This is a genomic window from Xanthomonas sp. JAI131 (genome assembly GCF_013410075.1).
Lineage (GTDB): Bacteria > Pseudomonadota > Gammaproteobacteria > Xanthomonadales > Xanthomonadaceae > Xanthomonas_A > Xanthomonas_A bonasiae.
Window position 1 is genome coordinate 262,025 of sequence record NZ_JACCCN010000002.1, and the last position, 26,758, is coordinate 288,782.

A 26,758-nucleotide genomic window follows, 5' to 3' on the forward strand; every position below is an offset into this window, starting at 1 on the left:
GCAACAGGAACGCGAACAGGAAAAGGAGCCCTCCATGCGCAAGCAGTTCCCCGTCCTGATCGCGCTTGCGACCTCGATGTCCATCTCGGTCTCATGCGCCGCCCCGCCCGGCGCCAAGGAGCACTCTGCCATGTCAGCCACGCTGCAGGATCACTCGGTCGCGTTCCGCGATCCCCATCTCGCCGACATCGCCGCCGCCGTCGCGCGCGGCGATGCGGCCCGTATCGCCGCGCTCGCGCCGGGCGTGGACCTGTCCGCGCACGGCGACCAGAACGTCACCCTGCTCGAATACGCGATCTGGAACGAACAGCCGCGCGCGCTCAGTGCCTTGCTGGACGCTGGCGCGAATCCGGCCGAACCGGGCATGGACCAGGAAACCGTGGTGCACATGGCCGCGATGGCCAAGGACCCGCAATACCTGAAGATCCTGCTGCAGCATGGCGCGCCGGTGGATCCGGTCAGCGCGCGCGGCAACTGGACGCCGCTGTTCCGCGCGCTGCAGAGCAAGCGCGACGAACAGATCCAGCTGCTGCTGCAGGCCGGCGCCGATCCGCACCGGGTCGATGCCAGCGGCAACTCGCTGCTGCACCTGGCCGCGCAGAGCAGCGCCGGCAACCCGTGGGTGCTGAAACTGCTGCAGGCCGGGGTCGATCCGGGCCTGCGCAACGCGCAGCAGAAGACCTTCCAGGCGTATTTCTTCACCACGCCCGAGCGCCTGCTCAACAGCACCGCGCAGCAGACCCGCGCCGCGGTACGCGACTGGTTGAGCGCCCACGACATCCCCCTGGAAGCGGGCCGCTGAGGCGGCTGTTCGCAGCACACGCAAGGAGCCGCGCATGAGCCAGAACGATCTTTCCAATACCGACGCGTCCGCCCCGTTCGCCGAAGCCGTTCGCGGCCAGCAGCCGCAGGCGGTGGACACGCAACTTCCCACCTTGCTGCAGGATCTCTACAGCACGGCAGCCCAGCGCCGCGCTGGCGGCGCGGAAAGCTTCGCGGCGCTGCCCGACGGCTGGACCCGCCTGGACGATGGCGCCGTGCAGCGCGCCGGCATCGATCCGGGCATGCTGCACGATGCCAAGAGCGGCTTCGATGCCGCGTTCTATCGCAACGAACAGGGCAACGTGGTGCTGGCGTTCTGCGGCACCGACGAAGGCAAGGACTGGAAGCACAATATCGGCCAGGGCCTGGGCTTCGCCGACGCGCAGTACGCCTCGGCGATCCAGCTCGGTAGCCAGGCCAAGCAGGCGTTCGGCCAGGACCTGATGATCTCCGGGCATTCGCTCGGCGGCGGCCTGGCCGCGGCCTCGGCGATGGTCAACGACGTGCCGGCGGTCACCTACAACGCCGCCGGGGTCAACGACCGCACCCTGGAGCGCGAAGGTCTGGACGCGTCCGCCGCCAAGGACTACGCCGCCGATGGATTGATCCGCGGCTACCACGTCAAGAACGAACTGCTGACCCACCTGCAGGAAGACAGCATCCCGCTGAAATGGGCGATGCCCGACGCCGCGGGCCACCAGATCCAGTTGCCGGACCCGGATCCGCTGTCGTTCGGCCAGCGCCTGGTGCCGGGGATGATGCTCAAGCATCGGCTGGACCTGCACGGCATCGATTCGGTGATCAAGGCGCAGGAACTGGAATCGCAGAGCCACGCGCAGACCCAGGAACGCGCGCTGCCCACCGGCAGCCGCCTGTTCAACGACGCGGTGGTGCAACTGGACGGGCAGCGCGAGCGGCTCGGCCTGCGCGACGACGCGCAGTTCCTCAACACCGCCGCCAGCGTCGCCGCGCATGCCGGACAGGACGGCCTCAAACAGATCGACCAGCTGGTGCCCAGCCGCGACGGCGACCGCCTGTTCGCGGTGCAGGGCCGCGCCGACGACCCGGCGCATCTGCGCAGCCAGGTGCAGACCGCGGCGGCGGCCAACGAACCGGCGCAGGCCAACGTCGGCCAGCTGCAGCAACAGAATCTGCAGGCGAACGTGCCGCAGCAGGAAGAGCAGCAGCGCCGGGTCGCGCTGCAGCAGTAGGCCGCCGCAAATCCCCTGTACGAGCGGCTTCAGCCGCGACAGAACGTATCGGTAAAGCCCGTCGCGGCTGAAGCCGCTCCTACAGGGTCATGCCGGTGCGCTACGGCGCGCCCGCCATCGCGCGCAAGGTGATCCCGACCAGATACGCCAGGTAGGTGCCGGTGGCATAGCCCATCGTGCCCAGCAGCACGCCGACCGGCGCCAGCGCCGGATGAAACGCGGCCGCCACCACCGGTGCCGAGGCCGGGCCGCCGACGTTGCTCTGCGAGCCGATCGCGAAATAGAAAAACGGCACCCGCAGCAATTTGCCCAGCGCCAGCAACAGCAGGATGTGCACGCACAGCCAGATCAGCCCGAGCAGGAAGATCCACGGGCGGTCGAACAGCGCCAGCAGGTCCATCTGCATGCCGATGCAGGCGATCAGGAAATACAGCAGCAGCGAGCCGATACGCGAGGCGCCGGCGCCTTCCAGGGTGCGTGCGCGGGTGAAGCTGAGCAGCAGGCCGATCGTGGTCGACAGCACCACCACCCACACGAACGGCGCGCCGAGGCTGAACTGCTTGGCCCAGGCGACGTTGGCCGCGAACCACGCCGCGGTCGGCACCGCGATCGCATGCGCCAGGCCGACCGCACCGAACGCGAGGCCGACGATCAGCATCAGGTCGGTCAGGCTGGCGACGCGTTCGTGCTGCGCCTGGAACTGCGCGATACGCTGCTTGAGATCGTCGATGCCGCTGGTGTCGGCACCGCTGCGCGCATCGATCGCCGCCGCGCGCGGGGCGAGGAAGATCAGCAAGGCCATCCACACGTAACCGACGCCGACATCGACCACCGCGAACTGGCCGAAGGTGGTGGCATCGACGTTGAACACTTCGCGCATCGCCAGCATGTTGGCGCCGCCGCCGATCCAGCTGCCGGCCAATGCGGCCATGCCGGCCCAGGTATCGCCGGCCACCGTGGCCGGATGCAGCCACTTCATCAGCTGGAACGCGACCACCGCGCCGAGCATGATGCTGAAGGAGGCGCCCAGGTACATCGCCACCAGCTTCGGCCCCAGGCGCAGGATGCCTTTCAGGTCGACGGTGAGCGTCAGCAGCACCAGCGCCGCCGGCAGCAGCACGTCGCGCGCGACCGGGTCGTACAGGCGGTTGTGCTGCCCGTCGATCAGCCCGACGGTGTTGTAGATGCCGGGAATCAGGTAGCACAGCAGCAGCGCCGGCACGACGCTGTAGAAGCGCTTCCAGAATCCATGCGGCCGCGCGGCGGTCCAGAACACCGCCCCGAGCGTGGCGGCGATCAGGCCGAAGATGACGATGTCGTTGTGGATCAGGGCATCTGTGGGCATCAAGTTCTCGGCAGGCCGGGAATGGAGAATCGGGAACGGGGAATCGGAAAAGCAGAGGTCGATCGCGCAGGCTCGCCCGCCGCGATCGCCAGGCAACGTGTGGACGCAGACTCAGCCAACGCGTGCGCCGCTACGAATCCCGGCTTTCCACAGCCGAATGGCTGGTCATCCCGAATCCCCAATCCCGAATCCCGGCGCATCACTGCCCGATATGCTGCTTCAACCAGCCATTGACCGTGTCGTGCCACAGGATGCTGTTTTGCGGCTTCAGCACCCAGTGATTTTCGTCCGGGAAATACAGGAACTTGGAGGCGATGCCCTTGCGCTGCAGCGCGCTGAACGCGGCCAGGCCCTGCTCCACCGGGATGCGGAAATCCTGCTGACCGTGGATCACCAGCATCGGCACCTTCCACTTGTCCACGTGCAGCACCGGGTTGAACTTCTCGTAGCCGGCCGGGTTCTGCCACGGCGTGCCGCCGTTCTCCCACTCGCTGAACCACAGTTCCTCGGTGGCGTAGCCCATGGTGCGGTTGTCGAACACGCCGTCGTGGTCGACCAGGCACTTCCACGGCTGGTTCCAGTTGCCGGCCATCCAGTACACCATGTAGCCGCCGTAGCTGGCGCCGAGCGCGCAGGCCTTGTCGCCATCGAGGAACTTGTACTGCTGCTGCGCCGCGGCCCAGCCCTTCTGCAGGTCTTCCAGCGGGCGGTCGCCCCAGTGCTGGCTGATCGCATCGGTGAACGCCTGGCCGTAGCCGGTGGAGCCGTGGAAATCGATCATCACCACGGCGTAGCCCTGGCCCGCGTAGGTCTGCGGATTCCAGCGGTTGCTCCAGCCGTTGCCGAAGCTGCCCTGCGGGCCGCCGTGGATCAGGAACGCGACCGGATAGGTCTTGCCGGGCTGGTAGTTGTACGGCTTGACCACGTAACCGTGCACGGTCTCGTCGTTCCAGCCCTTGAACTGGAACTGCTCGTAGTCGCCGAAGGCCACGTCCGGCAGCTGTTCGCCGGCGCTGGCGGTGATCGCGCGCGGATGCTGGCCGTCGGCGTCGGCGACGAATACCTGGTCGCCGCTCTTGAGGCTGTTGCGGGTGAACGCGAGCGTGTTGCCGGCCAGCACCGGCGCGCCGACGCTGCCGCCATCGGCCACGGTGCGCACCTTGCCGCTGGCGGTATCCACCGCGAACAGCGGATGCTGGCCGAGGTCGTCGGCGGTGGTGTACACGGTGGCGCCGTCGGCCGAGGGCACGATCTCGCCGGCCGAGCGGTCCCACTGCGGCGCGATCTCGCGGGTCTTGCCGCTGGCCACGTCCATCGCCATCAGGCCGAAGCGGTCGGCTTCGAAACCGGGGCGCTTCATGGCGCGGTAGTACAGGGTCTTGCCGTCGGCGGAGAACACCGGGCCGGCGTCCCAGGCCGGGTTGGCCGCGGTCAGGTTGACCGGCGCGGCCTTGCCCGCCGCATCCAGCCGGTACAGGTCGAAGTTGGTCGACCACGGCTCCTCGCGCCCGGCCACGCGCACGCTGGCCACCAGCGACTGCCCGTCCGGCGCCCAGGTGTAGTCCTCGCTGCCGCCGAACGGCTTGGACGGAATGTCGCCGGCCAGGGTCACGCTGATCGCCGAGGCGCCGACTACCGGCTTGGCCTTGGCGTCGCCGGGCAGCGGCGCCACGAACAGGCTGTTGCGGCGGCCATCGTTCCAGGTGTCCCAGTGGCGCACGAACAACTGGTCGAACACCACGCCGCTGGCCTTGGCGTTCTTCTTCGCGTCCAGGCGCTTCTGCGTGCAGCCCAGGTCGGAACCGCAGTCCTGGAACACGCCGGCGCTGAAGGCGACGCGGTCGCCCTGCGGGGCGACGCGGTAGCTGTCCACGTCCAGCGCGAAGTCGGTGAGCTGGCGCGGCGCGCCGCCGGCCAGCGGCAGCGCGTACAGCTGCTGGCGGCCGGACTTGGCGCTGAGGAAGTACACGGTCTTGCCGTCGGCCGACAGTTCCGGCGAATTGACGTTCCAGCCGTCCGGGGTCAGCCGCTTCGGCGGCGCCGCATCGCGAGTGCGCAGATTGCGCAGCCACAGCCCGGTACTGGCCTTGTCGCTGGCCTTGTCCACCTGCCGCTTGGCGAAGATCACCGTGCCGCCGTCGGGCGTCAGCAACGGCGAGGACACCCGGTCCAGCGCCACCATGTCGCGGACATCGAAACCGCGGGTCGCCGCCAGCGCAGGCAGCGCGGTCAGCAGGCACAGGGGCAGCAAGGCGTAGCGCAAGGTCATCGGGCGTCTCCGGAACACGGCAAAACGTCGATGGTAGGCGCGCGGGTGGACGTGGTGCAAAGGCATGAAGTCATGGAGGGGCCGGGATTGGGGATTCGCGGGAGCGGACTGCGTGTTGCGCTTGTGGGCGATCGCCACAAACACGAAGCCCGGCGCAGGCCGGGCTTCGTGTCTTGCCGAGGGTGCTGATGCTTACGCCGACGGCGGCAGCGGTGCGGTCGGCTCGCCCTTCTTGCCGGTGCGGTACAGCAGCCAGCCGACGAAGGCGAGCAGGACCAGGCCGTACCACTGGTTGAGATGGAAGCCGGCAGGCAACGCCAGCACGTCGGCGTGGCCGGAGACCACGATCGGCACCGCGATGGCGATGCCCATCAGCGCCTCGCCGGTGATCAGGCCGGCGGCGAACAGCGTGCCCGGACGGTGCACGCGGTCGCGGCCTTCCTCGTCGTCGGCGCGGATCTTGTGGAAGCGCTCGACCAGATAGGTGATCAGCCCGCCGAGGAAGATCGGCACCATCAGTTCAAGCGGCAGGTAGATGCCGATCGCCGCGGCCAGCACCGGCACGCGGAAACGCTTGCCGGTGCGCTTGAGCCATTCGTCCAGGGCGATGATCGCCGCACCGACGCCGGCGCCGATGGCGATCATCGTCCACGGCAGCTCGCCGCCGAACAGGCCCTTGGCCACCGAGGCCATCAGCGTCGCCTGCGGCGCGGCCAACGAGTTCGGATGCTCCGGCGTCGCCGCGCCGATGCCGTAGGCCTGGGCCAACAGGTTCAGCACCGGGGCCATGATCAGCGCGCAGGAGAATGCGCCGATGGCCAGCATCAACTGCTGCTTCCACGGCGTGGCGCCGACCAGGTAACCGGCCTTCAGATCCTGCAAGTTGTCGCCGCCCACCGCTGCAGCGCAGCACACTACTGCGCCGATCATGATCGCGGCGACCGCGCCGATCGGCGAGTCGCGCCCGAGCAGCAGCACCAGCACCGCCGAGGCGAACAGGATGGTGGAGATGGTGATGCCCGACACCGGATTGTTCGACGAGCCGATCAGCCCGGCCAGGTAGCCGGACACCGACACGAACAGGAAGCCGGCGACGATCATGATCAAGGTCATCGGGATGCTGACGTGCCACTGGCCGACGATCGCCTGATACAGGCCCAGCAGCGGCAGCGTGCACAGCAGCAAGGCGACCAGCATCCACTTCATCGGCAGATCGCGGTCGGTCTCGGCCACCACCGTGCCGACGGTGCTCTTGCGCGCGGCGGCGAAGCCGCTCTTGACCCCGGACAGCAGCGACTTGCGCAGCGAAAACAGCGTCCACACGCCACCGATCAGCATCGCGCCCACGCCCAGGTAGCGCACCTTGGCCGCCCAGATGGCGAACGCGGCCTCGGCCGCCGGCGCGGTGGCCAGGCTCTGCGCCAGCGCCGGATCGGAGCCCATGAAGAACTGCTGGTACAGCGGAATGGCGATGTGCCAGGACAGGATCGAGCCGGACAGCACGACGATGCCGACGTTGAGCCCGACGATGTAGCCGACCCCGAGCAGCGCCGGCGACAGGTTGGTGCCGACGTAGCCGACCAGCTTGCTGCTGCCCAGGTAGGTGGCCTGCGCCCAGGTGTCGGGAATCACTTTCAGGCCGCTGGCCGCTGCCAGCTTGACCAGTCCGCCGATGGTCGCCGACAGCGCCAGGATCTTCAGTCCCGGTCCGGGATTCTCGCCGGCCTTGAGCACTTCGGCCGCGGCCTTGCCCTCGGGGAACGGCAGCGGATCCTCGACGATCATCGAGCGCCGCAGCGGCACCGAGAACAGCACCCCGAGCAGGCCGCCCATGCCGGCGATGCCGAGCACCCACCAGTACTTGAAGTCCGGCCAGTAGCCCATGATCACCAGCGCCGGGATGGTGAAGATCACCCCCGCCGCGATCGACGAACCGGCCGAGGCGCCGGTCTGCACGATGTTGTTCTCCAGGATGGTGCCGCCGCCGAGCAGGCGCAGCACGCCCATCGACACCACCGCCGCCGGGATCGCGGTGGCGATGGTCAGGCCGGCGAACAGCCCCAGGTAGGCGTTGGCGGCCGACAGCACGACGGCCAGCACGATCGCCAGCACGACCGCGCGGAAAGTGAGCTGACGCGGCGCAGCAGCGTTGTTCATGGTTACCCCTGAAACGACAAAAACGTTTTCCACGCTAGCGTCTGGGGCTGGGCAAGTCCAGCATCCCGGCGCCCAGCTTGTGGCACATGCCTGGGAGGCGGGGATTTGGGATTGGGGATTGGGGATTTGCAAATGCAGCGGCGCCCCGGCGGCCAATGGGCAGCCCCTCTCCCATCGAGAGAGGGGTTGGGGTGAGGGTACGGGGCCAAGCCTCGCGCTGTTTCGCCCCCATGAAGCTGCGCCCGCACCCTCATCCGCCCCTACGGGGCACCTTCCCCGAAAAGGGGGCCATGGTCCCGGTGGGAGAAGGAACCGCGATCGCCCCTCTCCCATCGGGAGAGGGGTTGGGGTGAGGGTCCGGGCGAAGCCTCGCACTGCTTCGCCTCCATGAAGCTGCGCTCGCACCCTCATCCGCCCCTACGGGGCACCTTCCCCCGAAAAGGGGGCCATGGTCCCGGCGGGAGAAGGAACCGCGATCGCCCCTCTCCCATCGGGAGAGGGGTTGGGGTGAGGGTACGCGGCGAAGCCTCGCACTGTTTCGATCCCATGAGGTTGCGCCCGCACCCCCATCCGCCCCTGCGGGGCACCTTCCCCCGAAAGGGGGCCATGGTCCCGGTGGGAGAAGGAACCGCCTCCCGAATAACGCCACGCTGCGGCGACTCAGCCAAGCGCCGCCGGCACGCCTATACTCCGCCGCTGCCCTTCCCGCCCCAGGCCAGCCGTGTCCGCCACCGCCCTCCCCGCCCGCGACGCGCGCGACGATTTCCTCGGCCACCCCAAGGGCGTCTACGTCTGTTTCTTCACCGAGATGTGGGAGCGCTTCTCCTTCTACGGGATGAAGGCGCTGCTGCTGCTGTACCTGACCAAGTACCACCTGTTCGGCGACAAGGCCGGGCTCGACCTGCTCGGCGCCTATGGCGGGCTGGTGTACTGCGTGCCGGTGATCGGGGGCCTGCTCGCCGACCGCTGGCTCGGCATGCGCAAGGCGGTGGTGTTCGGCGGCATCCTGCTGGTGCTCGGCCACGTCGGCATGGCCTTCGAAGGCCACGCCGCCACGCGGGTCGGTGGCGAAGTGGTCCGCGATACCGCGTCGCTGGGCGTGACCTACCTGTCGCTGGCGCTGATCATCATGGGCGTGGGCTTCCTCAAGCCCAACATCTCCACCATCGTCGGCAAGCTGTACGCCCAGGACGATCCGCGCCGCGACTCCGGCTTCTCGCTGTTCTATGCCGGCATCAACCTCGGCGCGCTGTTCGCCTCGCTGGTGTGCGGCTTCCTCGGCGAAGCCTACGGCTGGCGCTACGGTTTCGGCGCCGCCGGGATCGGCATGCTGCTCGGCCTGGGCATGTTCCTGTGGGGCCAGAAATACCTGCACGGCCATGCCGAGCCGGCGCAACCGGCGCTGCTGCGCCAGCGCGTGGCCGGGCTGCCGCGCGAATGGGCGATCTATCTGGTCGCGGTGCTCGGCGTGCTGCCGGTGGCCTGGCTGATGTGGGCCGCGGCCAATGGCGCCTTCAGCCTGGGCGGCGAGATCTCGCTAGCCTTGCTGCTGATGCTGGTGGTGCTCGGCGGCGTGCTGCTGTGGTTCGCCTGGTTCACCGGCACCCAGTGCACGCCGGTGCAGCGCCAGCAGATGATCGCGCTGATGGTGCTGATCGCGATGGCGCTGGTGTACTTCACCCTGTACGAGCAGACCTACGGTTCCTGGGTCACCTTCACCGACCGGCTGATGACCAAGGACATCGTGCCGTCGCTGGTGATCCGCACTGGCACGCCGCTGCCGTGGTCGATCGCCTCGTTGCTGCTGGCGCCGCTGAGCTTCGTCGCCGCGGCGTCGCTGTCCGACCGCAACCCGACCTCGGCCGCGCCACGCCTGCTGTTCGTCGCGGTCAGCGTGCTGATGCTGCTGCTCCTGATCCGCGACTGCCTGGTGCTGCCGCAGACCGCCGGTTCGCTGACCTACCTGGGCGCGCTGTTCCTGGTGCTGCTGGCGCCGCTGTTCGCCGCGCTGTGGGCGTGGCTGGAACGGCGCGGCCTGGAGCCGTCCAAGCCATCCAAGTCGGCCATGGGCCTGTTGTTGGCCGGGGTGTCGTTCGTGCCGCTGGCGCTGGCCGCGCAGCAGGTCGGCGCCAGCGGGCAGATGGCCAGCGTGTGGTGGCTGGTGCTGGCCTACCTGGTGCTGGAAGCCGGCGAGATGTGCCTGTCGCCGGTCGGGCTGTCGGCGGTGACCCAACTCGCAGTGCCGCGCGTGGTCAGCCTGATGATGGGCACCTGGTTCCTGGCCACGGCCTTCTCCGAAGCGCTGGCCGCGCTGTTCGGCAAGCTCGCCGCGATCGACGTGCCCGAAGGCGAAGCGCTGAACATCGCCGACGCCGCCGCCAAGTACGCGCACCTGTTCTGGCTGATGCTGTGGATCGGCGTGGGTTGCGCGGTACTGGCCTTCCTGGCCGCGCCGCTGCTGCGGCGGATGATGCACGGGGTGCGCTGAGCGCATCCCGGCGCGGGCACAGCACGGTGCCGGCGTTTCACAAACGCGGCCGCGCGCACGTCCTGCAGATTGCAGGCACCGCCTGCGCAGGCGCCGGGCACCGAGCCGGGCGCCTGGACCCCATCCGTCGCAAGGGAGCGCTGCAATGAAGAGTACGAAGTGGAAGATTTTCGCCGCACGGGCGATGGCCTGTCTGACCCTGTGCCTGGGCACCACGGCGGCGCAGGCCGCCTGCCCGTCTCCGTTCCGCCTGAGCGGCAACATCGATCAGCAATGGAAACAGGTGACCAATTCGGCCTGGAACAAGATGCTGCCGCAGCAGTGGACCGACAACGGCTTCCATTTCTACAGCCGCGTGCGCGATCGCGGCCCTGCCGACGGCATCAACACGCCGTCGGACCTGGAATCGGAAATCCTGAAGAAGGTGCGCGAGGAACCGGAAGGCACGCCCAATCGCTGGCAGATCGTGCTGCCCATCCTCAACTCGAAGGGCGCCAACCTGCGCGTGATCTACGACTACGATGGCGGCAAGACCTCCAAGTGCCAGCTGGTGACGCTGAGCTACTGAGGGCTCGCGCCATCCGCGGCCCGACCATGAGGGTCGGGCCACGGGTTGGTCTTCGTCGCTTGGGGTGTCCGCGCGCCGAGTGCGTCGACGGCGCGGATACCGGCAGCCGCTAGCGCGCAGGCGCCGGCGCCGCCTGTGCACCGCCCAGCGAGCGGCTCAGGAACGCCAGCAGCCGGGTGTAGAACTCACGGCGGTGTTCCTCGGTGTAGAAGCCGTGGCCCTCGGTCGGGACATACAGCGTCTCCACCGGTACGCCGGCCTTCTTCAGCGCCGCTTCCATCTTCTTCGAATGCTGGATCGGCGCACGTTCGTCCTCGCCGCCCGCCGCCAGGAACACCGGCACCTTGATCTTGTCGGCGAGATTGACCGGCGACACCGCGGCCAGTTCGGCGCTCGATCCCACCCATTCGCGCAGAAATGTCTGATCGGAGTCGCTCTGGTAGGTGTCGCCCCTGACGTACATCATCGGCAAATCGTAGACGCCGACATAGCCGGCCGCACAGCGGTACAGCGCCGGTTCCTTGGCCACGCCCATCAGCGACGCATAGGCACCATAGCTGGCACCGTACATGCAGATGCGCGCAGGATCGGCGATGCCCTGAGCGATGGCCCAACGCGTGGCGTCGGTCACGTCGTCCTGCATCGCACCGCCCCATTGCCCGCCGCCGGCCTGGTGGAAGGCGCGTCCGTAGTTGCCCGAACCGCGGTAGTTGACCTGCAGCACCGCATAACCGGCGCTAGCCAGGATCTGCGCATCCTGATCGAACAGGCCGTCGTCGAACACGCCGAACGGGCCGCCATGCGGCATCACCACCATCGGCACCTTGCCGGCCGCAGCCGCCGCTGGCAGGGTCACGAAGCCGTGCAGCGGCAGGCCGTCGCGCGCCTGCAATGCGATCGGCCGCACCTCGGCCAGCTTCGGCGGCTGCAACGCGGCACGGCTGGCGAATGCGAAATCCGCCTTCTTCGCCACGGTGTCGAACAGATAAAACTCGCCGGGATTGCGTCCGGACAGCACCTGCACCAGGTTGAGCCGGCCATCGCGGGTGCTGGAGGTCACGTAGACCGCCTGCCCCGGGAACGCCGCCTCCAGCGAGCGCTGGGTCTTGGCCTCGGGCGAGGCCGGGTCGAAGAACAGGCTGCGCGGCTTGTCGCCCAGTACCTGGATCCCCACCGGGACACGGGTATCGTGGCGATAGAGGACCCGGAACGGATCGGCCAGGGCATCGCGTGCCACCTGCTTGCGCTCGTTGCTGTCCACGTTCCAGGCCACGATCGCGTCGCTGCCCTTGTCCTGCTGGACCTGCAGATACGCGGTGTGCCCGTCTTCGGAAAGGCCGATCGGCCATTCGGCGTGATGGCTGAGGTTCTCGTCGTTGATCAGCCGCCAGTCGCCGCCTTGTGCGTCGCGGTAGAACAGCTTGTTGGCATTGTCGGCATCGGCACCCCAGGCAAAACGCACCTTGCCTTGCTCGTCGCTGTAGAACTTGGCCCTACGCACCTTCGGCGAGCCGACCAGCGGCCGCCGGCGGCCGCTGTACACGTCCAGTACCTCGCTGCGGCTGTACGGATCCTTGTTGACGCTGAACGGACGCACCTGGATCACCACATTGCGGTCGTCGCCGGGCAATCGGCCGACCATGTGCGCGATGACGTCCTCCACCTTCTTTGTCTGGATCAGCGTGCCCGGACCGCTGCCGGTAACGCGCTGGCCCACCAGCAGCTCGGCCGCGCTGCCGTCGGCATTGATCGCGAACAGCTCGCCAGTGGGACGTGGCTCATCCATCGCCCCGATCTTGATGTCCATGCTGAACAACACACGCGTGTCGTTGACCCACTCGAAGTCGGCGACATGGGTGTTCTTCTCCATCGAGAAACTGCCGACGATCTTGTTGTCGGAGCGGCGCATCACCGCCAGCGCGGTGCGGTCCGCCAGCGGCACGGTGGCCGCGTAATACTCGCCGGTCGGCGACAGCTTCAGCTCGACGACCTGTTCCTTCATCAGGAACGGCGCCAGATTCACCTGCGCCTGCGCGCTCCCCATTCCGATCCCCATCCCCAGCAAACAGCACAACGCGACTGCCCCCAGTCTCCCGCTCATCCCTATCCCCTGTATCCATGTGTTGGTTTGGCTTGCGGGCGAAGTGTAATACGGCGCGCACGTAGCGGAAGCGGTCGCCGCCGGACATGACAAGAAAATGGCCGAGTGCAACGCTATACCTGCCCCGCCAGGATCAGGCTCCTGGCCGCGTCGATCAGGCTGTCGCGCGCAGGACGCGGCGACCAGCCGAGCACCCGCGTCGCCTTGGACGTGTCGTAGTCGCGGCAACGGCACAACTCCGGCGCGAGGCGCTGCACGCCGGTGTCGAACAGCCGGTCCAGGCACGCGCTCAGGCCTGACGCCACGCGCGTGGGCATGCGTGCGGCGTATTGCGGGAAACGCGCGCGCAGCAAGGTCACGATCTCATCGACCTGCATATGCTCGCCGACAGCCAGGAAGCGCTGATCGGCGGCGTCCGGATGCCGCATCGCGCGCAGGTGCAGCGCGGCCAGATCGCGCGCATCGGCCACGTCGAACCCCAGCCGCGGCAGCCGCCGCACGCGGCCGTTGAGCAGGCACGCGAGCAGCTGCGCCGAGGCCGGGGTGTCGGCGCCCAGCAGCGGCCCATGCACCGAACCGGCCAGCAGCGTGGTCAGCTGCATGCGGCTGCGGTGGCGTTCGACGAACGCCCACGCATCGCGCTCGGCGAGGATCCGCATCTGCGTTCGCGCGTCGAGCCGCACCGTTTCCATCCGGGTCCAGCAACTCTCGTCGGCACGGCGCATCGCTCCGCACGGCGGCAGCGCCGCCAGCGCCGGCGCGGTCATCACCACGCGTTGCACGCCGGCGCGGTCGGCCGCGTGCAGCACACGCCACGTCGCCTGCTGCGCGCGCTGCGCCAGTTCCGTGCGCCGCGGCGTGCCGGCCACGAGCGGCGCGGCGTTATGCAGCACGAACGCGCATCCGGCAATCGCGCGCTCCCAGCCGGCGTCGCACTGGACATCGGCGGCGACGATGTCGAAGCGGCCGGCGGCGTTCGCGTGTAGCGCGATCGCGCCGCGGATCTCCGCTTCCCAGCGCGGATCGGCCACCGCCGCACGCACCCGGTAGCCGTCGCGCAACAGCGCGACGACGATCCAGCGTCCCAGGTAGCCGAAACCGTCGGTCACCAGCACGCACTCCTGGTGCCGCCCGCGCATCCTGGTCGCGTCGTCGCAGAGCGTGGCCATGGCTAGAACGCGCGGCTGATACTGAGGCTGCCGAATACCGCCGGCTCGCGCTGCTGGTCGAACTCGCGCGTGCGCCGGTACTGCGCCAGCGTCGCCTGCCAACGGCCGCGCCGCAGCACCGCGCCGGCGGCGAGATCGCCCACCCACGGGCGCGGATCGATGCGCTGCCCGGACTGCCCCTGCAGCGTCAGGTCGTGGGCCATCCAGCGCGCGTCGATGCCGACGAACAGATGCCAGGCCCACGGCCGCGCGGCCCATCCGGTTTCGGCCATCGCACTGTGCCCGCCGGCCGGGCGCAATGGATCGCTGCCGAAATCGTCCGGCAAGCGGCGGCCCCAGCGCCATTCGAATCCGGCGTTGGCATAACGGGCGAAATTGCCGACGCTGGCGCCGACATGGCCGACGCCGTCCCAACCCCACCCGTCGCCAGGCGCCGATCCCGGCCAGCGCTGCAGGCGTTCGTGCACCAGCTGCAGCACCGGCCGATCGCGCAACTGCCGGTCCCAGCCCTGGAAGCGCTGCAGCCCGAACACGCCGTGCACCGCGTCCTGCACCTCGCGCCCGCGCGCCGACGGACCGACCATGCCGACGCGCAACTGCGTGCTGCGCAGACTGCGGGCATCGCCGAGGTTGTAGCCAAGACCGAGCATCGCCACCGCCGCATACGGACGATCGTCGAGGATCGGATCGGCGCGCTTGCCGTCGGTCGGCGTGAACAGGCCCTGGCCGAGGCTGACCGTCAGCTGCTGGCGGGTGAAGCGGCCGGGGAACCACTGCTCGGTGCGCGCGTTGAGCCAGCGCGCGACGCGGGCGCGGCAGGGATCGGCCGCCGCGCCGACCAGATCCGGCAGTACCACGCTGGCCACCGCACCGTTGGTATAGCCCTGGTCCTGCTGCGCCAGGCCGAGAAAATCGTTGTCCAGGCGCAGATCGAACAGCGCCGGGCCGCGTTGCGCCGCAGGCGTCGCGCATGCCTGCGCCGCAGCCAGGTCCGGCACGGCCAAGGCCGCGGCCAGCCACAGCCAACAGCTGCCACCGCGCCGTCGCCGACGATCCAGCGCATGCACCGAGCGCGGCGCGCGCTCAGAACACATGCACGTAGCCCAGCACGATGCGCGACTGCAGCGCGCTGTCGACCAGCGGGCTGTCGCGGATCTGCGCACCGAAGCGATCCACGCCCACATCGAGAAACAACGAATCGCGGTGCGCGACGCGGCAGGCCGCGCGCAGACCGGCCTCGACATTGATGCTGGCGCCGGGGCGATACGGCAGCCGCTGCGCACGCGCTTCCTGCGGCCGCACGCCGTAGTAATAGTCCACGTAGCGGCGATCCAGCCATGCCGCACCCAGCCGCGGAATCAGTTCGAACAGGCCGCGATCGAAGACATGCTCGACCGAAAGGCCGACGCGCTGCCCGCGGCTGTAGCCGGACACGTCGTGCATCCACTCCAGCGTCGTGTTGGCGATGCCGGTGCGCCACGTGCCAGAACCGCCGAGCCATAGCCGATCCTTGCGCTGCTGCATGCCGTCCAGGGACGGCGAATCGGATGCGTCGTAGCCGTCGTGGGACAGCCGCGTGGTCAACGACAACGCCACCGGCCCCAGCGACGGCAGATTCAGGCTGAGCGAAGGCCCGTACACGCTCCACCACTTGCTCTCGTAGACCAGCAAGGGCAGCGCGATCAGGTCCGGCTCGACCCCGCGGTACGGCTTGTGCACCGTCAGTGCGGCCATGCCCAGGCCCCAGCGCGAGCCGCGTGCCGGCGCGCTGTCGTCGTCGGCCGTCGCTGCCCAGGCTGCACGGATCGGCAGCACCAGCAGCGCGGCCAGGACGACCGCCACCACCGCGCCGCGCCAGAACAGCGACGCCGCCGGCATACGCGGACGCGGCGGGATATCGGGAAGATCGTACAGCGCCTGCAATCCCGGACGCAGGCTATGCGGAAGGCGTGGCGGAGTGGGTCGACGCGGGCGCATGGGGGTGTCCTGATCGGAGAGAAGCGGAACGGAAAGCAGCTGTGCGCGAGGCGGTGCAACGTGCGGCGACGCGGTGGACGCAGCCGCAACCGCAACAACATCCGGGCGTGTGCGCGGTGGCGGCGCTGCATGGGCGCGATGGCGTTGGCGACACGGCGGCGTGGCCTGTCGCCTGCCGCGACGGCGCTAGTTCAACCGTGCGACCAGATCCTCGGCGCCCTTGCGGATCCCCGCCTTCGCCGCGCCCAGGCCACCGATGCTGGCCTTGACGTTCATCGCGTTCGGATACTGCTTGGACACGTAGGCGCCGAGCAGGCGGTTGTTGCCGGCGTCGTAGATCTCCACCGCGTAGCTGACCGAACCGGACAAGGCACCTTCCTTGCCGCGGATCGACTGCACCACGTTGTACGGGCCGCCGGCCAGATCGAACTTGGTCACCGTGCCGGCCACCTGCGGCGTCTTCTTGGCGCCGGTCAGGGTCACCGCCACGCGCAGCGAACCCGGCCGCGGCCGGTCCAGCAGCGCAAAGCGCGCCTGCAGCGCTTCGCCGAACGTGGCGCGCATGAAATTCGCCAGCTCCGCCTTGTCCTGCTCGGTCACCTTTTCGTCGAACTGGCTGTCCGGCCCGCGATAGATCGCCACCGGCTCGATCACCGCGCTGTCGTAGTCGCGCCAGTCGGCGCCGGCCGCGTAGTCGTACGGAACCCGGCCGGAGCGGTCGCCGAGGTTCGGCCGCAACTGCTGCGCCGAAGCAAGCCCGCTGTAGACGACCGGGCGCGTGCTGGCGCAACCGACTGCACCCAGGCAGATCGTCAGCGCCAGCGGGCAGAGCAAGGAAGAACGTTTCATGGGAAAGCCCTTTTCGTGGATTCGACGGGACAGCCGCTTCGCGCGGTGGTGCACGGAACATCGCAGTGCGGCATCACAGCGACCGACGCCGCCGATCGCTGGCCGAGACATCGTCGCCTCGAAATGAAACCGTACTGTACGGTTTATTATTAGAAGCGAATTTCCCCACTGTCAAGAAAAATGTACAGTTGGGTTCACTTTAGGAGGCGCAATGAAGGTTCGAACCGAGGCCCGACGCGAGGCCATCGTCGAGGCGGCGACGAAACTGTTCCAGGAACTGGGCTACGAGCGCGCCTCGATGAACGAACTGGCCAAGCGGCTGGGCGGCTCCAAGGCCACCCTGTACGGCTATTTCGCGTCCAAGGAGGAACTGTTCAGCGCGGTGGTGCGCGCCGCGGCGACCGCGCATCTGTCCGACGCGATCCGGCGCCTGCAGGCGCCCCTGGCCGGCGAGACCGACCTGCAGTCGATGCTGCTGCACTTCGGCGAATGCATGCTGCAGGTGGTAACCAACGATGCGCTCGCCATCGCGGTCTACCGCATGGTGGTGGCCGAGGCCGGCCGCTCCGAGGTCGGGCAGCTGTTCTACCAGGCCGGCCCCAGCGAATCGGTGGTGGCGGTGGCCGCGGTGCTGGAAGCGGCGATGGCGCGCGGCGAGCTGCGCAACAGCGACCCGACCATCGCCGCCCTGCACTTCCTGGCGCTGCTCACCGCGGAAGTGGACGCGCGCATCTACCAGCGCGATCCGCCGCCGCTGGCGCCAGCGCTGGTGCGCAAGATGACGCAACGCGCCGTCGAGCAGTTCCTGCTCGGCGCCGCGCCGCGACAGGCGACCGGCACGGGCGCACGCGCAGCCGGCAAGGCGGCGGCGCGCAAGCGCGGGCGCGCCTGAGAGCGATCGTGCGCCATCGCAATACTCGCGCCGAGCTGCGTTTCGCGATGCCCCTCTCTCGGGAACTGCGCCACCAGCCCGGTCGCCCCCTGCCGTCACCTACCCCCGCGGCGCACCAGTCGACCCACGCAACATCAAGCTGAAATCCAGGGTCTGCTGAAGCGGCACGTCCACGTTTTCGATGATGGCAAGCAGCAGGTTGACCGCGCGGACACCGATCTCGCGCATGGGTTGCCGGATGGTCGTCAATGGCGGCGTGAGATAACTGGACGACGCCAGGTCGTCGAAGCCGACGATGGACAGGTCGTCCGGCACGCCGATGCCCAGGTCGCGGCAGGCCGCCAGGGCGCCCAGCGCCATCTGGTCGCTGAAGCAGAAGATCGCGGTCGGCATGGGCGCGCGAGCCAATAGCGCCATCGCGGCCGCATGGCCGGATTCCACGGAGAAGTCGCCCGGCACGACGGTCAGGTTGCGCAGGCGGCCGCGCGCCTTGCCGCAGGCCCGGACCCCTTCCAGCCGTTGCTGGTGCAGGGGATTGTCGGGCGGGCCGCCCACCACGGCGATCCGCTCGTGCCCCAGTCCATACAGGTGTTCCATCACGGTGCGCGCGGCGGCCGCGTTGTCGATGTGGACGCTGGGAATGCCCAGCGCCGGGTCGAACTCGCATCCGTTGACCACCGGCGCGGCGGCACCCAGCTGCTTGACGATCGCGCGCGCCGTCGGCGGGAGGCGGTGCCCCAGCACGATCAGGCCGTCCGCCTCGTTGCGCCGGAGCATCTGCGCGTAGCGCTCCTCGCGATCGGGCTGGTGCTGGGTATCGCCCAGCAGGACGGCGTAGCCGACGGCCTGCGCCGCGTCCTCCGCGCCCTGCAGGATCTGGGCGAAGAAGGGATTGGCGATGTCCGGAACGGTGACCAGGAGCTTGCCGCTGCGCTGGGTCTTGAGCGTCCTGGCGACCGTGTTGGGGACATAGCCCAGCGCGGCGGCGGCCTGCTCGATGCGCGTGCGCGTGGCCGGCAGGACTTTTTCCGGCCGGGAAAGCGCTCGCGACACCGTGCCGGCGGAGACGCCGACCTGCCTTGCGATGTCGTAAATGGTTGCCATGACGTCAGTTCTTCTTTCTTCTGTGCAGTGCACAACGGGTCTTGCGGAAGGCCCATGCTAGGATAAATGCAATCGATTGCATCAGGGCGAATCACGGTGAAAACGCTCAAGGGTCCGGCGCTGTTCCTGGCGCAGTTCATCGGCGACACTCCTCCCTTCGATCGCCTGGACACGCTGGCCGGGTGGGCCGCGGGCCTGGGGTATTCTGGCGTACAAGTACCGACCAGCGCGCCCCACCTGTTCGATCTGGCCCAGGCCGCGCAGAGCCAGGCGTACTGCGACGACGTCGCCGGCATGCTGGCCGGACACGGCCTGCAGATCACCGAGCTGTCCACCCACCTGCAGGGGCAACTGGTCGCCGTCCACCCTGCCTACGACCACCTGTTCGACGGATTCGCACCGCCGGACAAGCGCGGCGATCCCGCCGCCCGCCAGGCCTGGGCGGTGGAGCAGTTGCTGTTGGCCGCCAAGGCCAGCCAGCGCCTGGGGCTGGCGGCGCATGCCACGTTCTCCGGTGCACTGGCCTGGCCTTACTTCTATCCCTGGCCGCAACGCCCGCCCGGCCTGGTGGAAGAGGCCTTCGCCGAACTCGGCCGCCGCTGGCGTCCCATCCTGGATGCCTTCGACGCCTGCGGCGTGGACCTGTGCTTCGAGATCCACCCGGGCGAGGACCTGCACGACGGCGCGACCTTCGAGCGCTTCCTCGAGGTGGTCGACCACCACCCCCGCGCCCGGATCCTGTACGACCCCAGCCACCTGCTGCTGCAGCAGATGGACTACCTGGGCTTCATCGACCGGTATCACGCGCGCATCGGCATCTTCCACGTCAAGGACGCGGAGTATCGCGCCAGTGCGCGCAGCGGCGTCTATGGCGGCTACCAGGACTGGATCGATCGTCCGGGACGGTTCCGTTCGCTCGGCGACGGCCAGATCGACTTCAAGGCGATCTTCTCGAAGTTCGCGCAATACGATTTCCCGGGCTGGGCGGTGCTGGAGTGGGAGTGCTGCCTGAAGCATCCGGAAGACGGCGCACGGGAGGGTGCCGCGTTCATCCGCGACCACATCATCCGCGTGACCGAACGCGCCTTCGACGACTTTGCCGACAGCGGCGCCGATCCGGAATCGCTGCGCCGCATGCTGGGGACCTGAGCCATTACCGCCCTGGGAGGGGAAGCCATGACGCACACCATGTCGCGCTTGGGCGCGATGATGTTTCTGCAGTTCTTCATCTGGGGGGCATGGTTCGTGACCCTGGGCACGTACCTGGTGCAGGGCCCCCTGCAGGCCAGCGCGAGCCAGGTGGCGACGGCCTTCCTCAGCCAGTCCATCGGCGCCATCGTGGCGCCGTTCCTGGTCGGCCTGATCGCCGATCGCTACTTCGCGGCGCAGCGCATCCTCGCGGTGCTGCACCTCGCCGGCGCGGTGCTCATGTGGCTGGCGTCCACGGCGACGAGCTTCGGCATGTTCTCCGTCTGCGTCATGGGCTACATGCTGCTGTTCATGCCGACGCTGGCGCTGGCCAACAGCGTGGCGATGCGGCACATGCAATCGCCCGAAAAGCAGTTTCCGCTGGTGCGGGTGGCCGGCAGCGTCGGCTGGATCGTGGCGGGCGTGCTGATCGGCTGGCTGGGCTGGGAACAGGCGCACCGGCTCGAGCTGACGTTCCGGATGGCGGCGATGGCGTCGCTGGCCCTGGGCCTGTACGCCTTCACCCTGCCGCACACGCCGCCGCTGGCGCAACAGCGCGACGCCGGGCTGGGGCAAATCCTCGGACTGGACTCGCTGCGGCTGCTGAAGTCGCGCTCCTACCTGGTGTTCTTCCTGGCGTCCATCGCCATCTGCATCCCGCTGGCGTTCTACTACAACTTCACCAACCCGTATCTCAACGATCTGGGCGTGCGCGGCGCGGCCGGCCTGCAATCGCTGGGCCAGGTGTCCGAAGTCCTGCTGATGCTGGCGATGCCGTTCCTGTTCGTGCGGCTTGGCGTCAAAACCATGCTGGCGGTGGGCATGGCGGCCTGGGTGGTGCGCTACGCCCTGTTCGCCTTCGGCGATGCGGGCGGCGGCTTCTCCCTGCTGGTGATCGGCATCGTGCTGCACGGCATCTGCTACGACTTCTTCTTCGTCACCGGCCAGATCTACACCGATGCGCACGCCGGTCCCGCCGCGCGCAGCAGTGCGCAGGGATTCATCACCCTGGCCACGTACGGCGTGGGCATGTTGATCGGCACGTTCCTGTCCGGCGCGGTGGTGGAGCACTACACCACGGCGGCGGGTCCGGACTGGCAGCGGATCTGGCTGTTCCCGGCAGGCGTGGCGCTGGTCGTGCTGGTCGCCTTCCTGTTGCTGTTCCGCGACCGGCCGGTCGCCGCCGCTGCGCCCTCCACGCGCTGAGACCCCATCCGATGAGCAAGCTTGGAATCGCCATTGTCGGCACGGGCATGATCGGCGCCGTGCATCGTCGCGCGGCGCTGCTGGCCGGTGCCCAGGTCCGCGGCATCGCCGCCTCTTCCCCGCAACGCGCACGCGACGTGGCCCAGTCATGGGATGTGCCGCGCGCCTACCGCGACATCGCGGACGTGGTCGCCGATCCGCAGGTGCAGGTCGTACACGTGTGCACGCCCAACCACCTGCATCGCGCCATGGCGCAGGCGGCGCTGGACGCCGGCAAGCACGTGATCTGCGAGAAGCCGCTGGCCACGACGTTGCAGGACGCCCAGGCCTTGGCGGCATTGGCCGCCGCGACCGGGCTGGTCGCCACGGTGCCCTTCGTCTACCGCTACCACCCGGTGGTCCGCGAGGCGCGCGCACGCATCGCGCAGGGCGAACTGGGGCCGCTGCGCCTGATCCACGGCAGCTACCTGCAGGACTGGCTGCTGGACCCCGCCAGCAACAACTGGCGCGTGGACCCGGCACTGGGCGGCGCGTCGCGCGTGTTCGCCGACATCGGCTCGCACTGGTGCGACCTGGTGGAATGGGTCGGCGGCGAGCGTTTCGTCGAGGTCAGCGCGGCGTTCGCCACCGTGATCGCCGAGCGCGGCGCCCTCACCGGGCAGAGCTTCACCACGCCGGCGGCGGGCGGCGCGATGCAGGCGGTCTCGAGCGAGGACGTGGCCGCGGCGATGTTCAGGACCGACGCGGGCACGCTGGCGTCGTTGACGGTCAGCCAGGTCTCGGCGGGACGCCGCAATCGCCTCTGGTTCGAGATCGATGGCGCCAGGGCCAGCGTGGCGTTCGACCAGGAGGACGCCGAACGGCTGTGGATCGGCCGGCCCGACCAGCGCGAGGAAATCTTCGTGCGCGGACCGGGCGCCGGCAGCGCCGAACAGCGCCGGCTGTCGACGTTGCCGGCCGGGCACGCGCAGGGCTACGGCGATTGCTTCGAGGCGTTCGTCGCCGACACCTATCGCGCCATCGAAGGCGAACGGCCGGAAGGCCTGCCCACGTTCGAAGACGGCGTGCGCTCGGCGCTGATCGTCGATCGCGTCATCACATCGGCCAGGACGCGCGCCTGGACATCCATCGGTTGAATCCCGGGAGGACTTCTTGATGAACACACCTATACGCAGGACCGCGACCCTCGCACTGCTGCTCCTCGTCGCCCTGCCCGCCTTCGCACGCGACGCCGCCGGCCCGCAAGCACCTATCGCGGTGCAGATGTACACGCTGCGCGACGCCGGCTCGCTCGACCAACAGTTGAAGATCGTCCACGACGCGGGCGTGGGCGCGGTGGAAACGGTCGGCACGCAGAACGTCAGCGCGGTGGAACTCAAGCAGCTGCTGGACAGGTATGCGATCAAGGCGATCTCGTCCCACGTGCAACTGGCCGATCTGCGCAAGGACCTGGACGGCGTGGTGGCCTTCAACCGGTCGATCGGCAACACGACGCTGGTGGTGCCTTACCTGGCCGAGAAGGATCGGCCAACCGATGCCGCGGGCTGGACCGCATTGGGCCGGGAACTGGGCCAGATCGCGAAGCGGGCGCGGGCCAAGGGCATGCGCCTGGCCTACCACAACCACGACTTCGAGCTGGTCGACTTCGATGGCAAGATGGGCCTGGAACTGCTGTTCGCCGCGGCCGGCCCCGATCTGCAGACCGAGCTGGACCTGGCCTGGGTCGCGCGCGCGGGCTACGACCCGGCGGCGATGCTGGGCAAGTTCAAGGGCCGCATGTTCGCGGTACACGCCAAGGACAACGCGCCGAAAGGCCAGGCCGAGGACGAGGGCGGCTTCGCCGCCGTGGGCCGGGGCGTGCTGGACTGGAACGCGATCCTGCCTGCCGCGGCGGGTGCCGGCGTGCGCTGGTACATCATCGAGCACGACCATCCGCGCGATCCGGCCACGGTCATCCAGACCGGTGCCGACTATCTGCGCGAACACCTGCCCGCCAGCACGCATCGCTAGCACGCAAAGGAGCCTCGCTTGAAAACGATCCTGACAGTGGCCGCGGCTCTACTCGGAGCGACGCTTGCGAGCACGGCGTGGTCCAAGGATGACCCTGCGGCCGGCGCGCAGCTCTACGCAACCAACTGCACGGCCTGCCACGGCGCCGATCGCGCGGGCGTCCCGGGCGCGTTCCCCGCGCTCACCGACGTGGGCAAGCGGCTGGACTCGGCGCAGATCAAGGAGAAGATCAGCAAGGGCGGCGGGTTGATGCCGCCGTTTCCGCAGCTGTCCCAGCAGGACGTGGACAACATCGCCAGCTTCCTGGCGCAATAGGAGACCGGCGCCGGCTACCGCGCCGGCGCTACAGCTCGCGCACCCAGATGTTGCGGTAGCTGACCTTGGAATCGTGCTCCTGCAGGGAGATCGGCGCGCACGCGTGTGGCGAGTACGACGGCGCGCCGATGTATTCGGTCTTGCCCGACAGGACGGTGTCGTCCTGCACCAGCACGCCGTTATGCAGGACGGTGATGCGGGCAGGTGACGTGAGCCCGCCCCCCTGCGAGAAGCGGGGCGCCTTCCAGATGATGTCGTAGGCCTGCCACTGGCCCGGCGCACGCGAAGCGTTCACCAACGGAATGGCCTGCTTGTAGATCGCGCCGGCCTGGCCGTTGGCATAGGTCGGGTTGTTGTAGCTGTCGAGCACCTGCAGCTCGTACAGTTCCTGCAGGAAGATGCCGCTGTTCCCCCGCTGCTGGCCGTCGAAGCCCCGGGTCGCGGTGGGCGTGCGCCACTCGACATGCAGCTGGATGTCGCAGAAGCGCTGCTTGGTCCGGATGCCCTTGCTGCCCGGAACCACGGTCAGCGCGCCGTCGGCGACGCTCCAGGGCACGCGTCCGCCCTGCTCCGACTCCCAGGCGGAGAGATCCTTGCCATCGAACAGCACGATCGCGTCGGAGGGCGCGCGGCCCGGGGGCGTGGCCACGATCGCCGGCACGGGCTTCCACACCTCGGTCTTCGCCGGATCGCGCGACAGGTCGCCGCCGGCCTGCGCGAACGCAGGCGCCGCGGCCAGCAGGCATGCCGCCGTCAGGAAGGGTCTGGTCATCTTGTCCCCTGGAAAGTGGTGCATGGGCGAATCGTTGCGGTCCATCAGTTGGTCGCCCAGGCGGGCGTACCGGGGGCATAGGCCAGATCGCCGTCGTAGCGACCCGGCACGGCGACGTAGCGCAGCACGTCGGTCGCGGCGACCTTCGAGGTGAAGAAGCTGAAAATGGCCAGCTGCTTGAGCATCGTGAAGTGATGCGGCATCGCGTCCGCCACTTTGGCGGTGCCGGTGTCGGTCATGGCGACGACGTGTTTCCTGGCTTCTGCGTCGAGGGTGCGCAGCAGCTCGGTGCGGGCCTGCGGCGTGAGCGCTACGAATCGGCCGCCGGCGCGTTTGTCGATCTCGACCAGGCCGGCGCGGAACGCCGCCTGCTGCTGGGCGGTGTAGCAATCGGTGACGAATTGCGCCATGAACAGGCCCACGCCCGCGTCCTTCGCCCCCGGCGTTTTGGTCCGCGGCAGGATGGTCTCGGCGATCTCGTCCAGCGTGCCGACATCGGCCGCGGAGAAGGCGTTGTTCGCCCCCTCGGCCGGCGCCTGTGCATGGACGAGCGCGGGCAGGCCGATCATGGCCGCGCCCGTGGCGGCGACGATCATCTTCAGCAGTTCGCGGCGTTCCATCACAGGTTCCCCGCTTTCAGCTCGCGCACGGCATGGTCCGCTGCCCGTGCCGTCAGCGCCATGTAGGTCAGCGAGGGATTCACGCAGGCGCTGGAGGTCATGCAGGCGCCGTCGGTCACGTAGACGTTCGGCGCGTCCCAGACCTGGTTGTGCTGGTTCAGCACGGAGTTGCTGCGGTCGCGGCCCATGCGCGCGGTCCCCATTTCGTGGATGCCCTTGCCCGGGGCGTAGTCGTCGTCGTGCATCTGCACGTCCTTGACGCCGGCGGCCTCCAGCATCTCCGCGGCATCGGCGGCCATGTCCTTGCGCATGGCCTTTTCGTTCGCGCGCAGGGACACGTCCATCGCCAGCACCGGCAACCCCCATTTGTCCTTGCGCTGCGGGTCCAGGCGGATCGTATTGTCGTGGTGCGGCAGCATTTCGCCGAATCCGGTCATGCCGATGCGCCAGTCGCCCGGCAGGGTCAGCGCGTCCTTCAGGTCGGCGCCGATGTTCAGCTCGGCGATCTCGCGCGACCACCCGGTGCGGCTGGCGCCGCCCTGGTAGCCGAACCCGCGCAGGTAGCCACGCCTGTCCGCGGCGACGTTGCGGAAACGCGGAATGTAGAAGCCACAGGGACGCCGGCCGAAGTAGTACTTGTCGTCGTAGCCCTCGACCCGGCCGGCGGCACCGGCGCCGAAATGATGGTCCATCACGTTGTGCCCAAGCTCGCCGGACGACGAGCCCAGCCCGCCTTCCCAGACATCGGTGGCCGAGTTCATCAGCAGCCAGGTCGAGTTGAAGGAGGAGGCGTTGAGGAAGATCACGTTGGCCGTGTACTGGTAGGTCTGTCCGCTCTCGGCATCGATGATCTCCACGCCCCGCGCACGCTTGCGGTCCTTGTCGTAGAGCACTTCCTTGACGATCGAGAACGGCCGCAAGGTCAGGTTGCCGGTCTTCATGGCCGCCGGCAGCGTCGCCGACTGGGTCGAGAAATAGGCGCCGTAGGGACAGCCCAGGATGCACTTGTTGCGATACTGGCAGTTGACGCGGCCCTGCTCGACCTTGGGCTGGGTGATGTTCGCGGTGCGCGAGTGGATCAGGTGCCTGGTCCCGCCAAAGGCCTTCTTGATCCGCGCGGCCACGTCCTTCTCGACGATGTTCAACGGGATCGGCGGCAGGAACTCGCCGTCGGGCAACACGTCCAGGCCCTCGCGCGTGCCGGCGATGCCGGCGAACTTCTCCACATAGTCGTACCAGGGCGCGATGTCGGCGTAACGGATCGGCCAATCGGTGGCGATGCCGTCCTTGAGGTTCGCCTGGAAATCCAGGTCCGACAGACGATAGCTCTGCCGTCCCCACAGCAGCGAGCGACCGCCCACGTGATAGCCGCGGTACCAGTCGAATCGCTTGATCTCGGTGTAGGGCGATTCCTTTTCGTTGGCCCACATGCCCTGCAGGTTCTCGACCAGGCCGTAGTCGCGCATCAGCACCGGATAGTCGGCCTTCATCGCCTGGGTCGGCCGGTTGCGGTGCGGGAAATCCCACGCCTCCTTCATCGCGTTGACGTAGTCCTTGACGTGCTCGATGTTGCGTCCGCGTTCCAGCATCAGCACCTTGAGGCCTTTCTCGGTCAGCTCCTTCGCCGCCCAACCGCCACTGATTCCCGAGCCGACGACGATGGCGTCGTAGTGATTGTCTGCCATGGGTTCTACT

22 protein-coding genes are annotated in these 26,758 nt (G+C 68.5%); 10 read left to right on the forward strand and 12 right to left on the reverse strand.

The features are described 5' to 3' along the window. Positions 1–34: 34 nt before the first annotated feature. Positions 35–802, forward strand: coding sequence for an ankyrin repeat domain-containing protein (locus tag HDC36_RS07940; RefSeq protein WP_179566100.1), 768 nt, complete (start codon positions 35–37; stop codon positions 800–802). Between the two features lie 34 nt (positions 803–836). Then, positions 837–2,033, forward strand: coding sequence for an XVIPCD domain-containing protein (locus tag HDC36_RS07945; protein ID WP_179566102.1), 1,197 nt, complete (start codon positions 837–839; stop codon positions 2,031–2,033). Positions 2,034–2,133: 100 nt separating this feature from the next. On the opposite strand, the gene HDC36_RS07950 is transcribed toward HDC36_RS07945, so the two are convergent. The 3 genes from HDC36_RS07950 to HDC36_RS07960 form a co-directional block, all read right to left on the reverse strand. Continuing rightward, positions 2,134–3,378 (reverse strand): DUF819 family protein, encoded by a 1,245-nt coding sequence (locus HDC36_RS07950; RefSeq protein WP_179566103.1) that lies wholly within the window; start codon positions 3,376–3,378, stop codon positions 2,134–2,136. 199 nt (positions 3,379–3,577) lie between these two features. Continuing rightward, positions 3,578–5,647: a S9 family peptidase gene (locus HDC36_RS07955; protein WP_179566104.1), complete on the reverse strand. Its 2,070-nt coding sequence runs from the start codon at positions 5,645–5,647 to the stop codon at positions 3,578–3,580. A 192-nt stretch (positions 5,648–5,839) separates the two neighbouring features. Next, on the reverse strand, positions 5,840–7,804 hold the full coding sequence (locus tag HDC36_RS07960) for an oligopeptide transporter, OPT family (RefSeq protein WP_179566105.1): 1,965 nt from the start codon (positions 7,802–7,804) through the stop codon (positions 5,840–5,842). 721 nt (positions 7,805–8,525) lie between these two features. Here HDC36_RS07960 and HDC36_RS07965 point away from each other — a divergent pair. Continuing rightward, positions 8,526–10,292 (forward strand): oligopeptide:H+ symporter, encoded by a 1,767-nt coding sequence (locus tag HDC36_RS07965; RefSeq protein ID WP_179566106.1) that lies wholly within the window; start codon positions 8,526–8,528, stop codon positions 10,290–10,292. A gap of 145 nt (positions 10,293–10,437) precedes the next feature. Next, positions 10,438–10,860: a hypothetical protein gene (locus HDC36_RS07970; RefSeq protein ID WP_179566107.1), complete on the forward strand. Its 423-nt coding sequence runs from the start codon at positions 10,438–10,440 to the stop codon at positions 10,858–10,860. Positions 10,861–10,969: 109 nt separating this feature from the next. On the opposite strand, the gene HDC36_RS07975 is transcribed toward HDC36_RS07970, so the two are convergent. The 5 genes from HDC36_RS07975 to HDC36_RS07995 all read right to left on the reverse strand — a co-directional run bounded on the left by HDC36_RS07975 (position 10,970) and on the right by HDC36_RS07995 (position 16,956). Next, on the reverse strand, positions 10,970–12,730 hold the full coding sequence (locus HDC36_RS07975) for a prolyl oligopeptidase family serine peptidase (RefSeq protein WP_343204323.1): 1,761 nt from the start codon (positions 12,728–12,730) through the stop codon (positions 10,970–10,972). A gap of 344 nt (positions 12,731–13,074) precedes the next feature. Continuing rightward, positions 13,075–14,130: an NAD-dependent epimerase/dehydratase family protein gene (locus HDC36_RS07980; protein ID WP_179566109.1), complete on the reverse strand. Its 1,056-nt coding sequence runs from the start codon at positions 14,128–14,130 to the stop codon at positions 13,075–13,077. Positions 14,131–14,132: 2 nt separating this feature from the next. Next, a complete protein-coding gene (locus tag HDC36_RS07985) occupies positions 14,133–15,224 on the reverse strand; it encodes a lipid A deacylase LpxR family protein (protein WP_179566111.1) in 1,092 nt (363 codons plus the stop codon). Next, complete coding sequence (locus HDC36_RS07990; protein WP_179566113.1) at positions 15,214–16,107, reverse strand: MipA/OmpV family protein; 894 nt, start codon at positions 16,105–16,107, stop codon at positions 15,214–15,216. Before HDC36_RS07990 ends, HDC36_RS07985 begins: the two co-directional genes overlap by 11 nt. A gap of 186 nt (positions 16,108–16,293) precedes the next feature. Then, positions 16,294–16,956, reverse strand: coding sequence for a DUF3313 domain-containing protein (locus HDC36_RS07995; RefSeq protein ID WP_179566115.1), 663 nt, complete (start codon positions 16,954–16,956; stop codon positions 16,294–16,296). Between the two features lie 211 nt (positions 16,957–17,167). Here HDC36_RS07995 and HDC36_RS08000 point away from each other — a divergent pair, with 211 nt between their 5' ends. Further along, positions 17,168–17,848: a TetR/AcrR family transcriptional regulator gene (locus HDC36_RS08000; protein WP_179566117.1), complete on the forward strand. Its 681-nt coding sequence runs from the start codon at positions 17,168–17,170 to the stop codon at positions 17,846–17,848. Between the two features lie 99 nt (positions 17,849–17,947). Here HDC36_RS08000 and HDC36_RS08005 read toward each other — a convergent pair whose 3' ends face one another. Then, the gene (locus tag HDC36_RS08005) at positions 17,948–18,952 is read right to left on the reverse strand and encodes a LacI family DNA-binding transcriptional regulator (RefSeq protein WP_179566119.1); all 1,005 of its coding nucleotides are present in this window, start codon (positions 18,950–18,952) and stop codon (positions 17,948–17,950) included. Positions 18,953–19,048: 96 nt separating this feature from the next. Here HDC36_RS08005 and HDC36_RS08010 point away from each other — a divergent pair, with 96 nt between their 5' ends. From HDC36_RS08010 to HDC36_RS08030, 5 genes are read left to right on the forward strand one after another with little or no spacing between them, the layout of a single operon-like run. Beyond that, entirely contained in the window at positions 19,049–20,101 is a 1,053-nt protein-coding gene (locus HDC36_RS08010) for a sugar phosphate isomerase/epimerase family protein (protein ID WP_179566120.1), read from the forward strand. 27 nt (positions 20,102–20,128) lie between these two features. Continuing rightward, a complete protein-coding gene (locus HDC36_RS08015) occupies positions 20,129–21,346 on the forward strand; it encodes a nucleoside permease (RefSeq protein WP_179566122.1) in 1,218 nt (405 codons plus the stop codon). Between the two features lie 11 nt (positions 21,347–21,357). Next, positions 21,358–22,482 (forward strand): Gfo/Idh/MocA family oxidoreductase, encoded by a 1,125-nt coding sequence (locus HDC36_RS08020; protein WP_179566124.1) that lies wholly within the window; start codon positions 21,358–21,360, stop codon positions 22,480–22,482. A 19-nt stretch (positions 22,483–22,501) separates the two neighbouring features. Beyond that, positions 22,502–23,356, forward strand: a complete 855-nt coding sequence (locus tag HDC36_RS08025) for a sugar phosphate isomerase/epimerase (protein ID WP_179566126.1) — start codon at positions 22,502–22,504, stop codon at positions 23,354–23,356. Between the two features lie 18 nt (positions 23,357–23,374). Continuing rightward, the gene (locus HDC36_RS08030; RefSeq protein ID WP_179566128.1) at positions 23,375–23,671 is read left to right on the forward strand and encodes a cytochrome c; all 297 of its coding nucleotides are present in this window, start codon (positions 23,375–23,377) and stop codon (positions 23,669–23,671) included. A gap of 28 nt (positions 23,672–23,699) precedes the next feature. Here HDC36_RS08030 and HDC36_RS08035 read toward each other — a convergent pair whose 3' ends face one another. Genes HDC36_RS08035 through HDC36_RS08045 form a run of 3 tightly spaced genes read right to left on the reverse strand, consistent with a single transcriptional unit; the run spans position 23,700 to position 26,748 of the window. Continuing rightward, entirely contained in the window at positions 23,700–24,443 is a 744-nt protein-coding gene (locus HDC36_RS08035) for a DUF1080 domain-containing protein (protein ID WP_179567925.1), read from the reverse strand. A gap of 44 nt (positions 24,444–24,487) precedes the next feature. After that, positions 24,488–25,063 (reverse strand): gluconate 2-dehydrogenase subunit 3 family protein, encoded by a 576-nt coding sequence (locus HDC36_RS08040; RefSeq protein WP_179566130.1) that lies wholly within the window; start codon positions 25,061–25,063, stop codon positions 24,488–24,490. Then, positions 25,063–26,748 (reverse strand): GMC family oxidoreductase, encoded by a 1,686-nt coding sequence (locus tag HDC36_RS08045; RefSeq protein WP_179566132.1) that lies wholly within the window; start codon positions 26,746–26,748, stop codon positions 25,063–25,065. Before HDC36_RS08045 ends, HDC36_RS08040 begins: the two co-directional genes overlap by 1 nt. Positions 26,749–26,758: the final 10 nt, after the last annotated feature.